Below are 14,110 nucleotides of genomic sequence, written 5' to 3' on the forward strand. Positions count from 1 at the left end.
CGCTCGGAATGATTCCGAATGCGATTTGACAGATGACTTACGAGCAGCGAAACTCCCGCAAACGATGCCAGCGAAAAAACATCCTGCGGAGAAGCTACACGCAGATTGAATCGCGGTTCAGTGAAGAGGAAATCGAGACCGAGGGTTGCGCAAATCGCAACCGGAATAGAAGCCCGAAAGCCGCCTCTCCACGCCACGATCAAAGTAAGAAAAATGTAGAGCGGTACGGAAGCTGCCGCACCACGTTCGTAGCGAAACGTCAGTGCGCCCAGAGCCAGGATGCCGACACATCCGCCGCATCCCCAGAGAAACGGCCGGATTCGAAAAGCTCTCTTCATTTGTCCTGCATCGAGACTAGGCAGAAAGCCATAAGAAAGTTGTAAAGATCACAGATCTTTATGCCTTCCTGATTGGTAACGAGATGGAATGAGTATGGCCGGCACGCACCGGCAGGAGATAGAAACATGATGCACAGCACTTTTGGAGGATTCTTCGACCACACCACGGATCTCACGGAACGGGAAAAATTGGCGTTGCGTTTGAGACAACGAGTTCATGAAAAATTAGGCCACAACGAAATGCTATCCACGAAGAGACCGATTGCGGCACGAGAGATCTTGATGCTGGCTGCGCTGCTGCTCCTCTTTTCTGGCATGTGCTTCGGACAATCTACTTTCGGCACCATACGTGGCACGGTGCAGGATACAAGCAATTCCATGATCCCGGAAGCCACCGTTACGTTGCATTCCGTTGCTGAGAATACAGAGCGGGTCACGACAACAGACGGCAGCGGCGAATTCAACTTTGAGAATGTCAAGCCTGGATCTTATCGTGTGACCGTACATCATAATGGGTTCAATGATTCGGCTCTACTCGCGATATCGCTTGCCGCTCGGCAGGAGCTGCGCATTCCTTTCAAGATGGCGATTGCATCGCAGGACACCGTTGTTGACGTCCAAGCCGACGCGGGCGGTGTCAATACCGAAAACGCGATCATCTCGGACGAGAAGGACAACATCCAGATCACGCAGCTTCCGCTAAATAACCGCGCCACCACAACGAGCCCACTAGGCGCTCTCGCGCTGTCTTCCAATGTGCAGCAGGATAGCCAAGGCAACATGACTGTCGGCGGTGCGAGTTCTTCGATGGTTAACTTTTCGGTCGATGGTATCTCGACCGCGAACGTCCGTCAGAACGGCCCGCTCCAGGATGCTTATCCTTCTCAGGAAGGTATCTCCGCGGTCAAAGTGACGGCCTTCAATAACAGTGCTGAGTTCTCTCAGGTGGGTGACGTCACGTTCGTGACAAAGAGCGGCTCAAATGCCGTGCACGGAAGCCTTTTTGAATATCTGCAGAACGATTCCCTGGATGCTTCGCCCTACGGCTTCAACGGCAAAGCGCCAAAGAAGTTCAACACCTTTGGCGGATCGCTTGGTGGGCCACTTCAGATCCCGCACCTCTATAACGGTCATAACCGTACGTTCTTCTTCTTTACCTATGAAGGCAATCGTCGTCACACAGCAACCGCACAACAATTTCTCGTTCCCACCGCTGCAGAACGCAATGGCGATCTCTCTGATATGCAGACTTGCGACAGTAACAACAGCTGCGTTGCCGGTCCAGTCATCGCTCCTGGTTCCATCAGTCCGACGGCAATCGCACTGTTGAAGTACTACCCTTTGCCGAACGTCGCGGGACAGTCCAACTTCAACTACGAAAACTTTCAGAGCACGCCGGCGTCAACAGACGGCGCAGACATCCGTATGGATCAAACGATCAATCCAAGACAGTCGGTCTATGCACGTTTCAGCCGAAAGAACATTACTTCCAACTTTGCCAACGCACTCCTGCCGAACGACGTCGATAGCGTCCACAACCGAAGCTTCCTGCTGTCCCACACCTACACCATTACGCCGCGGCTTCTGAACGAGTTTCGCTTCGGTTTCACAAATGTCATTACCAATGTGAACTTCGCGATTCGAGGGGCCGACGCTCTCCAGCAACTCGGTTTACAGGGAGTCGATATCAGCCAGCATCCTGAGAGCCATGCCTTCCCTACGTTCAACTTTAGCAACGGGACGGGCTTTACACCCATCGGACGAGATAAAACCGGTGCGACGCAGTCGAAGACACTCCAGTTCACCGACAACGTTACCTACACCTTCGGAAAACATACCCTCAAAGGTGGGCTCGATGCCCGCCGCGTTCGCTACTTTGACATTGAAACATTCGTGGCATCGGATGACTTCGGTCAGTTCACCTTTCAACCCACGTTCACAGGAAACTCCTTCGGAGACTTACTGATCGGGGCACCGACAACCTTGTTCTTTGCCGTCTCAAGCCCGGATGTGGCTGGTACGGCTTGGCAGTACAGCCTGTTTGCTCAGGACGAATTTCAGGTCAACTCCCGGCTGACCTTAAGTTACGGTCTCCGCTGGACGGTGCTTCCGGCATTCAAAGGGGACGGTGGCAACTTCGCAAACTTCGATCAAAATACGAACTCCATCGTTGTGCCCGATCAGCTGTCCTCGTATTTGACGCAGAACAATCTGGTGAGCTCGAACCTGGCTTTCCAGCAATCATTCAACGCCTGCAATCTGAACCATACTGGCCTTCCCTGCACGAAGTACTTGACCGCAAGCCAGGACAGACTGCCTCAGAGTCTGCGCTCTACCTACTATGGCAATGTGCAACCCCGCTTTTCCTTGGCTTACCGCCCCTTTAACGACACAAAAACTGCGGTGCGTGCGGGCTTCGGAATTTTCACGATGACGAATCTCGGTCCGCTCTCGTTCAACAACAGCGGTAATCCTACTTCCAACCTGCACACTTATTCTAATTCTTCCGTGACGGACGCAAGTGGCACACATCCTCTCATCCAGTTTCCCAACACCGCGCCTGTCAGCACTGGCATCCAGTATGGTGGCGGAGGTCTGGATCAGGGGGTTGATCCAAACTATCGTGATCCGCAGGCGAATCAGTGGAACCTGACTGTCGAAAGACAGCTTTCAAAGACCGATACACTCCGCATGAGCTACGCCGGGATGCATACCTACCGTCTCAGCATCACGGAAGATCTGAACCAGATACCAGCGAGCACAACTCCTTTTCAAACAACGGCCGCGAGTCCCTATGTAGATCCTCGTTCTCCATATCCCAACTGGTTCGAAATTTTCAGCACCTTCAATGCGGGTAAGCAGAATTATCATGCCCTTGAAGCAGAGATAACGCACGCCATGTCGCGCGGCCTCTATTTCAATGCCAGCTATACCCTCGCCAAAAACCTCGCCAACAATCAGGGTGACACTCCTACCGGATTTGCGGGGGAAGTAAACTACGGTCTCCCCATAACGGATCGCTTCAATCCTGGACGAAATTATGGCAACGTGGAAGGCACCCGACGCCATCGCGCCCTCTTTACGGGCGCTTACCAACTTCCCTTCGGTCCCGGACGAAGCCATATTACAAACGGATGGATGAGTCAGGTTATCGGTGGATGGGAAGTCAATACGGTCACGCTTCTGGAGACAGGACCTTGGCTTACTCCCAGCATCAGTTCAAGCAGCGATCAGTCCAACACAAACGTTACGAATCGTGGAGCGACATTGCGACCGGATGTTGTCTCAAAGAACTTCTACCAAGGACAATCTCGTTCACACTTTTTCGATGCATCAGCCTTTTCTGCAACACCTGTCGGAGCGGGACGATTCGGTAACGCGGGTGTAGGCATCTTGCAGGGTCCAGGGACTGCTGCTGTCAGCCTCGGTATGGCAAAGGTCTTCGATCTCCATGAACGTGCCAAACTGAGGTTCGAGTCGAGCTTCACGAATGTACTCAACCACACGAACTTCGCTCCTCCTGCTACACAGATCGACAACCCTGCCACGTTTGGTGTGCTGAGCGCTCCTCAAACAGCCGAGAATGCCGGGAACAGAACCGGACAAGTAGCACTGCGCATCGATTTCTAAACTAAGCCGGAACAATGAAGGCGGGGCCAAAAGCCCCGCTCTTTCATTGACAGTGTAGAGCCATAAACGGAACCCAATAGATAGGATGATCGGCTTTCACCGAACAGCCTCTCTTTTCGTCTGCTGCTGAGGTATCCCGGAGGAAAGAGCCTTTTGTGCAGCGTCGATCTTTAGCGCCCATGCCGGATGCTCGAAAGTAATCTGTCGCGCGTAGATTAGGGATTCCTTCGTATTCAAAGCGATAAGCTGATCGACGTATTGCTGCAGTGAGAGTTTGCTCCAAGGCGATACTGTACGCTGATCCGGTGTGGAGAAATACCACTTACCGAATCGTGTCCACGGATCGTCCCTTTGTGACGCAAGCAAATCGTCGCGCATTTTTTCTATCTTGGAAAGATCGGGTGTGGCGGACTGAGAAAAGCGCGAACGGCTGGCTGTAAACTCAGCTAAATCGGCAAGCCACACCGGCGCGGGATCGCTCGGAGGCATGTCTAGAATTTCGGCCGTATTGCCGTCGGTGACCAGCAACGAGGAATCCGTGGGGCTAAACTCGGCTCCATTCTTATTGCTGTTGTAGTGAATGGGTAACATTGTGGCTTCCCCCGTTACGGCACTCCATATCCGCATCGACTGGTCTCGTCCACGAGTAAAAACGAGCGACGCATCACCACTGAAGCCGCCGTCTATAAGCGGCGCATTGTGTTGTAGTAAAGGTGTAAGAGCGCTGCCCGTGCGCGCATCCCACACGCGAGCTGTGTGATCGTGCGAGATGGTCAAAATATGTGTGGCATCCGGGCTGAACTCTGCGTCGCTAATGGGACCAGTCTGCGTGAAGTCTCTTCCCTGCTGCGCACCAGTATTGGCATCCCAGATCTTCGCAGTGTGATCTCCCGAACTGGTCAGCACAAACCGACTGTCGGGGCTAAATGTCGCGCTGAAGATTGCATTACCATGCACCATACGATGCAGGCGTTTGCCGGTCATTGGATCCAGAAGCTCGGCAAAGTCATCATCCGTTCCAATCAGCGCGTGCTTTCCGTCATTGCTCAAAGCAACAACATTTACGTCGTCGTGATATGTGAGCTTCGGCGAGAGAACTTCGCCAGTCACAGCATCCAACAGATAGACTTCTCCCCCCGCGCTGCCTAACACTCGCTTGCCATCCGGGCTGAGCGCAATATGTGAGAGAGGCTTCACCGTGTGGAATGGAAGATGCAGGGGCTGACCGCTGCTTGCACCCCATAGATGAACCGTCCCATCGTTCAAGCTGGCAACAACACGATGCCCGTCGGCACTCCACGCAACGGCAACGACCTCATTATCGTGATGCATCAGCCCAGCCGTTTGCTCGCCTGTATGCGCATCCCAGACGCTCAACGTATTGTCATCAAGTACGGTCAGGATCCGAGCGCCATCTGCGCTGAATTTGGCTCCAATGAAGTTCGCAGTGACACAACACAGTCTGATGTGGATGTTCTGACGTTGCTCGGCGATGAGTTGAAACGCGAGGGATGCCGCGGGATTACCCTCACGCTGCGCACGAAGACTTGCCGCAGCCTCCCTAAGTGCCTCGTGTTTGATTCCATCTGTTGCAAACCTAAGGGCCAGCAGATAATGGATGTATGCGGCCTGTGACTGACCTGGGCCGTCGGCGGAAGAGGCCGCTTTAGCCGCAGTCGAAGTGAGGGGCATGAAGGTGCCTCTCGCATGTTCTTGAGGCATCGCTTGAGACACGGCAACCCCGAAGGCAATGAGGCATGCGGTCGCGATGAGAGTACGGCGGTGTGGTCTCTCGTGGGAGGCTGACAGAAAGTTTTTTTTCATGAATGTCCTTGAATCTTCTTATAGACGGCTTAGCTTGAGTGGCGCTATGCGCGCACCCTTCAAGGTGATGCATGACCTCGAAGAAAATGCAGAGAACGTCCGCAAGCATCGCGGGCGTTCTCTGCAGAAGCTATCGGCTGGAGCAGCGCTCCAGCCAGAGGTTAGCGATAGAGTTCAAGTGCGGAGATCTTCGGCTGATCCGCAATCGCCCCCGAAAGGGTGACTGTAATGTTGCCGTTCGGATCCGGTTGAACGGTGAACTCCTCCACTATGGCAGTCCCCGGAGCTCCGGCGGCTGCGATGATATCGAAGTTCGGCAAGACTGTATCGCCGTTCACGATGACATTGAAGACGCGTTGACCGGGCTGCTTCCAGTAAAACTCGTTGAAATGAAGGCGCAGCTTATAGTTCGTTCCAACAAGGAGGTTCGGAAGCGTGTAGGTAATAGTTCCTCCAGCCCGCTCCTGTTGATAGACCTGTTCCGGAGCAGGATTGACCACTGCGGACAGATCCGGGTTACCGGCACCAGTGGCAGTTCCGCCGCCAGCGAAAAATGCGTCCGCCTGAAAAGGTACGATCGGCGTGACACTTCCAGCGGCAATTCGGTAAACAGGCGCACCAGTCAGGGACGATCCAGGGGTGGCGCTTACTTCACTCGAAGCAAACGATGCTACCGTGGCGTTGGCGTTTTGAACCGTATAAAAGAACGGCTGTCCGTTTGGCAGATTCGCGTCGATAAACGATGTGCCAGTAAGTCCGGAAGCGATCGGAGTCGTTGCCTCCGATCCCGCTGCATTGCCCCGGAAGACACTGTACGTTCCGCTCGCAGCTGAAGCCCAGGTAAGTGCAACCCGACCGACACCAGCCGCGGCATGCAGAGACGTCGGCGCATTCGGTCGTGGCATCATGCTTCCATCGCCGATGACCTCAATGCCGCTCACCAGTGCATTGTCTTTTACAGTCTGATACTGCACCGTAATCTGGCCGTTCTGTGCTGTCGCGGGCAGGTCCAGGGTCGTCGCAATATCCTTGCCACCGGCCGTTGCAAAGATATCGTAATTAGACTGCGCAACCTGGTCGTTGATGAGGATATTGAAGAGACGTGCGCCTGGTGCGTTCCAGTACGTCTCTGCAAAGTGTGAGCGGATGATGTAGGGACTGCCGGTTTTCAGTCCAGTGAATGTGTACGTTGAGGTACCAAAGCGGTTGCTCTGGTAGACAGCGGCGGGGGCTGCATTTTTCACCCCCGTCGTCGTGATGGTGTCATTGGTCTGGGAAGTGTTTCCTCCCGAGAAGGAGCTATCTGCGAAAAAAACACCCGCTGAGACTGCGCTGCCCGAATCAACTTGATAGACCAGCGAAGTCGAGGGAGCCTGCGTCGCAGTGTTGAGCAATTCCAGACCACTGACCAGTGCGTTGTCTTTCACAGTTTGGAAGGTAATCGCGACCTGACCATTCTGCGCTGTTACGGGATAATCAACAGAGATAGCAACATCTTTACCGCCTGCTGCCGCGACAATGTCGAAGTTGGATTGGACAGTCTGCCCGTTCACAAGGATGTCGAACAAACGTGAACCTGGATCGGTCCAGAACGTCTCCGCGAAGTGAAGCCGCAGAATGTAAGACGTACCCGAAGTGAGATTCGGAATGGTATAGGTGAAAGTGCCGAACCGGTTGGTTTGGTAAACCTCCATGGGTGCAAGGTTTTGCCCCCTTGAAGTATCGATTGGCACTCCAACGTTCCCCGTTGTGTTGCCACCGCTGACGAACTCGTCCGCAACAAAGGTACCCACGGCTGTCGTGCTGCCAGAATCAATCTGTATAACCGCGCTAACGGCTGTCTGGTTGTTACCTGGCAGAACTGCCTGTGCCTCATTTGAGAAAGAGGATGGTCCTGCGCCGTTCACAGCCTCCACTTTGTAGAAGTAGGTCGTACCGGGGATCACGTTGTTATCCGTGAATTGAGTACCGGTCAGGTTCTGCATCAGTTGGAATTCATTGCCCGAAGAAGTGCCTCGGAACAAGGTATAGGAGATAGCGTTGTTGCTTGGACTCCAGCTCAGACCGACGCTTGATGTACCCACGGTTGCGGTGAGGTTCGCGGGCGCTGCAGGGGGAGTTTGGCCGCCCGGAGTCTGACCCAAAAGCAGGCTCACGTCAGCACTGTTAAGCAAACCGTCACCATTGATATCGAACGCGGCGTTGGTCGGCAGAACTGAAGCGTTAGTGATGCTGGCATTTTCCAATGAAACGTCATTGTTGTCGACGACACCATCACCATTCACGTCACCCGCAAGCACCTGGAACGTAATGTCTGCGGTTCCCGGAACAACAGATTTTTGATCGGCCGCCAAAATTCCCGACAGATGCAGATTCAATTGCTGGCTATTGGCAACGCCGGTCAACGGAATTGAAACACTCGTCTGGGTGGAATCATAAATGGGTGTGCCTACGACTCCTTGAGCCTGTGCGCCACCATTCTTCTGTGTCAGTGTGGGGGAAATTCCTGTCACTGCCTTCGCAAAGTGCGCAACCACGGTGTAACTTCCTGCGGTTTTGCTGATGCGAGCCTCGCTCACAGGGGCCTTGATCGGAAACAAGGTTGTACCAAGTTGATCGGTAGTGTCCGGCGAAGGCATAGAACTGGCATCCAGCAGTGTTACTGGAAGCAGGTCTGCGATCTCCGACGCGGAGAGTGCGCGGTTATATAGCCTCGTTTCGTCGATCACACCCTGGAAGCCAAACTGTACGTGATCGCTTCCTGAAGGCAGATCTTCTTCGCCCCACTCCAGCGCTCCTGGTCCATTCGCATCCTGTGCCACACCGTTGGCCACGGCTTGGCCGTTCACGTAGAGCGTACGCGTATTGGCCGTTCCGTCCTGCACCATAGCTACATGCGCCCATACCCCCTTTGTCGCTGCTACAGTGCCAGCAACATCGCCTGCTGGTCCGCGCATCACAAATTGGTTATTTCCATTGAAAAGTAAGCCGTATACGTTGCCATTGTTTGCCGATTTAAGAACGATCGGCTGCTCCACTCCGGTGATAGCGTCCAATCGAACCCAGGTCGCTAACGTGAAGCTCTGGGATGCGGTGAAATCCAGATCAGAGCTGTCCGGAACCGTGATGTTGTCAGCAATCGTGGTGCCATGGAAGGCCACGCCATCGTTGATGTAGCCGTCTGAGGTAAACAACGACTCTCCTCCGTTAGGCAGAGAACCGCTATGGCCGTTACCACTTGCATCGCTAACGGTGTTCCCCGTGCCATCTTCCATGGGCCAGAATCCCACCAGACCGGGCTGCGTGTAACTTGGAAACGTTGTGGCCGAAGCAGTATTACTCGGAGAGGAGTCCGCGCTATTGAACGCTGACACCTGGTAGAAGTATTGCGTGTTCGGCGAGAGGGTCGAGTCGGCAAATGTTGTGCCCTGAGCAGATACGTTCAACACCGTAAATGGTCCATTGGCACTGGTCGCGCGCGACACATGGAAACCCGCCAACGAGGGATCGTTGGCGGCATTGTTCGTCCAACTCAGGTTGATTGCTGTAGAAGATACAGCCGTTGCGGAGAGGGCAGTCGGCGCTGCAGGTGGTACCGCCGCCGCCGCTTTCAGACCGGCCACGAAGAGGAAGCCCTGGCTCGTACCGGAGAAGCAGGTGTAATAGGCATGTCCGTTCGCTACGGCCAAACTATTGTTGAATTTGGTGGTTTGGCATCGTCCAGAACCGTCCGGAGCAGAGATATCTCCGTTGAAGCCGGTGGAAATAAGTTGCAGAGTATTTGCATCATAGGCTTTCAGATTTCCGTCAATGGCCCATGCGATGCCATTCAAGGTACCGTTCGAAGTAATAAACGGTGACGCGCCCTTATTGTTGATGTTACCGCCTGTTCCGAGCGTGGGTGCTGTTTCCAGCTTCGTCACGTTATCTACCGCGTCAAAGACCAGCTTGAGCCTCTCCATCGGATGTCCGCCGGAGGCGTAGTACACGGCCCCGTTGAAGTAACTTGGCGTAAGTGTGAGCTGTGGAAAGTCTGGCTCAGGAACCAATTGAATGGGCTGCTTGCTATTGGGATCATCAATCGATACACCGCCAAGAATATCCCGGTCGATCAGGTACCAGGTACCTTCTTTGCCACCGAACAGCATCATGTGCGGATGCTCACCCTGCTGCGTAGGCAACAATAGAGGCCCGCCCGCGCCGAGGTCCGAATCGCCATTGATGGAATGACCATTCACTGTACCGCCCTGGTTCAGGAGCGCCCAGTTGAACGGGGTGAAAAAAGAGTTTGTATCCGTAATCGCCAGTTGGAATTGCTGTTGGCCATCCATCGCTGCCGGCAACTTGAGCGCGCTCTCGCCCCAATCCACCAATCCAGTGCTGGGATCCTGATCAAATTGACCATTTCCTGTCACGAAGACGATGTTCTGGTTCTCGTCCAGGGCTACCGAAGCTCCTCCTTGCCAAATGCCTCCCGTCCCACTGCCGTTTGGAGTCGTCACAAAACTATGGATGAGCTTAAGCGTAGAGCTATCGAATCCGAGCACCAAACCGTAATAGCGCATTTCGTCGCTATGCGAAGCATAGGCCAGGTAGACGATGTGGTTCTTCGAATCGAAGGCCATGGCGGCCCGCAAGTGCTCATGCAAAGGTGAAAACGGGATCTGACCTATAGGCGCAGTGACTGGATCCTGATCGCTGTCATGCGTACCCGTATTCGCAGTTCCCTGAAACGTCAGATTTGCGTCGAGTACGAACGGCGTAACCTTGTCCAGCCCGGTCTTTAGATCGAGGGCGTGAAGTTCCTGCCGATAGAGGTTGTTCAGCGACTGTCCTGGAAACTTGAGCAGCGAAACCACGTAGAGCGTGCCAGATACGGGATCAATCACCGGAGTCGTACTGATGCCAAATTCAGGGGTGATATCGTTTCCATTGGCATCTGTAGATGGTACCGACGTGGGTGTACCTAATTGGGAATTGGGTACCAAAAAACTGGTATGCCACAGAGGTGCGGAATCGTTCGGACCGATATTCTGAGCGTCGCCATCAAAGGCGTACACGCTGTCATGCTGCGTGACCACATAGACAACATTGTGCGACTTGCCATCTCGAAAAGTTCCAGGCAATTTATTTAAGGTTGCGGCGCTCATAAAAAGTGGAGCACCATATACCTGTCCATCCAATTTCTGAGCGAACAAAGGTGCGAATTTTGTCGCGTCTCCAACGAGGGCCGGGGTCAGGATTGTTTCCTGGGAATTCAGACCCGTATGTTGTGGATCGACCTTCCACATCGTAACGTCCTGCGCAAGTGCAGGTACCGCAAGCAGGCAAGATAGAAGAATAGAAAACCTGAAATTGCCAAACTGAACTTTCAAGAGAAGCTTCCTTTCGTTTGGTGAAGTGGAGTCAAGTGTTTAAGCTGCAGTTTTTCGCAGCTTCGGAGCGTCGATCTGAACCTCAGATAACGGAGTACCTGGATAGAAAAAACATAATTCCTGTCATCTGACAGCAGCTTCCGCCTCTTCTGCGATATATAAAATTCCCGAAGCCGTCAGCTCGGCACTCACCAGGAGAGATCTTTCGAGTGCAGGTAGACACTACACTCCCCAAGGATGTGACTCTGAAATTCATCTGTTGCCTCTGTAACAGTGAAGACTGTTACTCAGCTAGATTTATTCCCTACAGACGAAGATCTTTATAAAAAACGTATGAATACCGAAATGGGAGGAGCTCGACGGCCGTTCATTTGAATATTTGGAGATCGGCCGGGTAATCTGTCGTCCTGACGCCAGTCGCAGCCACCCAAGCTTGACCCAAAACGGGAAGACAGCCTCCGAACGCGGCTTCCCTTGGGAGTTCCGGCTTTTGCCCTGTTTGCTGACAGCAGCGTGCTGATCCTATCTAACGGAGCAAACACGCGCAGGTAGGCCCATATCACGCCAGGGCTCCCACTGAGCGCTACCAAAATTCTGGGCAGTCAGTCACACGTTGCCGTTCAATCCTTCGAGCCTGTTTTAGGTAGGTTTACGCCGCCGCCTACAGATAAACTCCATTTCTGAGAATTTCTTCAGGATGGTCGAATTTTGACGGAGGCAATAGTCCTGGGAGATGTGAACAAGAGGCTCGCATGGTGTGGACTCGGGTCTCTAACCTTCGAGGCTCGGCCATCGTTTCGCATTCGAGTGCCCGCTTCAAGCCAGGATGGTAACTTTGTGTCCAGCTGACTCCAATGCGCAACGGATGCCTCATCGCACCAGTCGAGGAGGTATGGCATCACAGCTTTATGTGACCCGGTTGTTATGTATTGCCGCATACTTTCAACGCTGTCCCAAGCCGTGAGGGTCCAGAAGGTCAAGCGCCGGTCAGAAAGTAACGCGCCTTTCTGAAACCCGGGAGACCGTTTTATTTGTCTTACGGTCAGAAACAGATGAAAAAGGAAGCTCGGAAGCAACCGAACAGATCGAAGTCTCAGACGAGTAAGGCTAACAAATATCATTTCTCTCTCTTATACCGAGGCTTTCGCACAGAAAATGGAGGGGTTTTCAGGTATCGAAGAAGCCAATTCCGTGCTAGGGACCACCGAGTAGGAGTGCGTTCTGTCAGTCGTAGAAGAGATCGCCAGCAAGATATTTTAGTCCACTATCTGCCGCGACGGTGACGACAGTATCTTGCGCGCTCATCTTTGCCGCCAATCTTGCGGCAGCAACGACGTTCAAGCCTGTCGAAATACCGGCAAAGACACCTTCTTGTCGTGCCAGTAGTCGCGCCATCTGCCTCGCTTCTTTCTCCTCGATTTCGATGACCTCATCGTAGTTCTCGCGAGTGAGAAGCGCAGGCACATATCCCACACCTATGCCTTCCACGCGGTGATTCCCTTTGAGGCTTCGACTTAGCATAGGAGATGAGGCAGGCTCGAGCGCAACGATATGGATCCTCGGATTCTGCGCTTTAAGCACCCGCGAAACACCCATTAGCATGCCAGCTGTTCCAACTGCCGCAGCGAACACATCAATCCTCGATGTCTGTAGAAGCAACTCTCGCCCTAGCTGCTCATATCCAGTAAACGCATCGGTGTTGTGGAATTGGTCGACAAAGAAGGTGCCGGGTTCAGCCGCGAGCCTCTGAGTTTCCTCTTCCATCCGCGTGAACAACCCAGGCGTAATGAGCCCCTCGTCGCTGGGCACGAGGTGAAGATCCCCTCCAAATGCGCGAATAGTCTGGAGTTTTTCCTTTGCAAATGCATCGGAAGAGACGGCAATGAACTTGTAACCCTTCACAGCACATACCATAGCGAGCGACGAACCGGTGCTGCCACCGGTGTACTCGAGCACTCTCATACCGGGCCCGAGAGTGCCTTTTCGCTCTGCTCCCTCAATCACGGAAAGCGCCATGCGATCTTTATAAGAAGCGGTCGGATTCTGGTACTCAAGCTTCAGGAACAACTTTGCCCCAGTCGGCGGCACGATCTTCCGAAGTTGTATGAGTTGGGTATTCCCAACGGCAGATAGTGCAGAGACGCGTTGGCCGTTCAAATTAGGGATGACACTCATGGACAACCTCAATTATCACGCCGATTCGAGCAACGTTTTCACTGTCAGCTCGGGATCGGTGAGCATACACAGGTGATTGACCGGAAGGTAGACAACCCGAACGCGGGGATCTTGCCCAATTCTTTCTGCCGCCTCTTGAAATGGAGTGTAACCATTTTTTTCGCATCGTATGTAGCTTGTCGGTTTAGGGGCAGACTTGGAAGCAAGTTGAACTTTCTCAAAGAACGTGCGCCACGGCTGAGGCGCAATCCTTGGGGACACGAATTCAAGAAGAATTGGTGCAGAGACTTCGAAGTATTCCGGCGGAAGAGGTTGAATTGGAGAGTTCTCTGTCCTTGCCGTTTCCAGTGAGTCGCGAATCTCTTCAGGGACATAGTCAACAACTGACTTCCCATTCTCTGGAACGAACGCATCTAGATAGATAATCGATCTGATTCGTTCCCCACATCGTGCGACGACACTCTGGAGAATCATTCCCCCGTAGCTCCATCCCACGAGAGTTAATCCACGAAGATCTTCCATCTCAATGTGATTGACGACATCTTCAATATGCGTTGAAAGGTTTACCGCATCATTGGCCAAATGTTTTCGCTCTCCAAGTCCCGTGAATGTCGGAGAGCTGACGCAATGTCCCTGAGCTCTTAGCAATGGCGCAACATCGCGCCAAACCCAGCCTCCGTACCAGGCACCCGGTACCAAAACAAATATGTATTTCTCATTGGCCATGATATTACCCCTATTTTTTAGCGCATATTAGATTGCTTTCCG

At 53.2% G+C, this 14,110-nt stretch carries 5 protein-coding genes and 1 pseudogene; 1 reads left to right on the forward strand and 5 read right to left on the reverse strand.

Annotated features, from left to right (window positions below):
- Positions 1 to 2: 2 nt before the first annotated feature.
- Positions 3 to 338, reverse strand: a pseudogene (locus ACIPR4_RS23500) (DUF4118 domain-containing protein); the annotation flags it as partial.
- Between the two features lie 126 nt (positions 339 to 464).
- Between ACIPR4_RS23500 and ACIPR4_RS11285 the strand changes: the two are divergent.
- Positions 465 to 3,968, forward strand: coding sequence for an outer membrane beta-barrel protein (locus ACIPR4_RS11285; protein ID WP_013568800.1), 3,504 nt, complete (start codon positions 465 to 467; stop codon positions 3,966 to 3,968).
- 96 nt (positions 3,969 to 4,064) lie between these two features.
- On the opposite strand, the gene ACIPR4_RS11290 is transcribed toward ACIPR4_RS11285, so the two are convergent.
- The 4 genes from ACIPR4_RS11290 to ACIPR4_RS11305 all read right to left on the reverse strand — a co-directional run bounded on the left by ACIPR4_RS11290 (position 4,065) and on the right by ACIPR4_RS11305 (position 14,068).
- Positions 4,065 to 5,660: a WD40 repeat domain-containing protein gene (locus ACIPR4_RS11290; protein ID WP_187290161.1), complete on the reverse strand. Its 1,596-nt coding sequence runs from the start codon at positions 5,658 to 5,660 to the stop codon at positions 4,065 to 4,067.
- A 293-nt stretch (positions 5,661 to 5,953) separates the two neighbouring features.
- Positions 5,954 to 10,942: a malectin domain-containing carbohydrate-binding protein gene (locus ACIPR4_RS11295; RefSeq protein WP_187290162.1), complete on the reverse strand. Its 4,989-nt coding sequence runs from the start codon at positions 10,940 to 10,942 to the stop codon at positions 5,954 to 5,956.
- A gap of 1,449 nt (positions 10,943 to 12,391) precedes the next feature.
- A complete protein-coding gene (locus ACIPR4_RS11300; RefSeq protein WP_013568804.1) occupies positions 12,392 to 13,342 on the reverse strand; it encodes a PLP-dependent cysteine synthase family protein in 951 nt (316 codons plus the stop codon).
- 15 nt (positions 13,343 to 13,357) lie between these two features.
- The gene (locus ACIPR4_RS11305) at positions 13,358 to 14,068 is read right to left on the reverse strand and encodes an alpha/beta fold hydrolase (protein WP_013568805.1); all 711 of its coding nucleotides are present in this window, start codon (positions 14,066 to 14,068) and stop codon (positions 13,358 to 13,360) included.
- Positions 14,069 to 14,110: the final 42 nt, after the last annotated feature.

The organism is Terriglobus saanensis SP1PR4 (assembly GCF_000179915.2).
Lineage (GTDB): Bacteria > Acidobacteriota > Terriglobia > Terriglobales > Acidobacteriaceae > Terriglobus > Terriglobus saanensis.

Bases quoted from the DNA above. Each gene is read 5' to 3' on its own strand.
- ACIPR4_RS11285 (WP_013568800.1), top strand. From the start codon at position 465: ATGATGCACAGCACTTTTGGAGGATTCTTCGACCACACCACGGATCTC.
- ACIPR4_RS11290 (WP_187290161.1), bottom strand. From the start codon at position 5,660: ATGCCCCTCACTTCGACTGCGGCTAAAGCGGCCTCTTCCGCCGACGGC.
- ACIPR4_RS11295 (WP_187290162.1), bottom strand. From the start codon at position 10,942: ATGAGCGCCGCAACCTTAAATAAATTGCCTGGAACTTTTCGAGATGGC.
- ACIPR4_RS11300 (WP_013568804.1), bottom strand. From the start codon at position 13,342: ATGAGTGTCATCCCTAATTTGAACGGCCAACGCGTCTCTGCACTATCT.
- ACIPR4_RS11305 (WP_013568805.1), bottom strand. From the start codon at position 14,068: ATGGCCAATGAGAAATACATATTTGTTTTGGTACCGGGTGCCTGGTAC.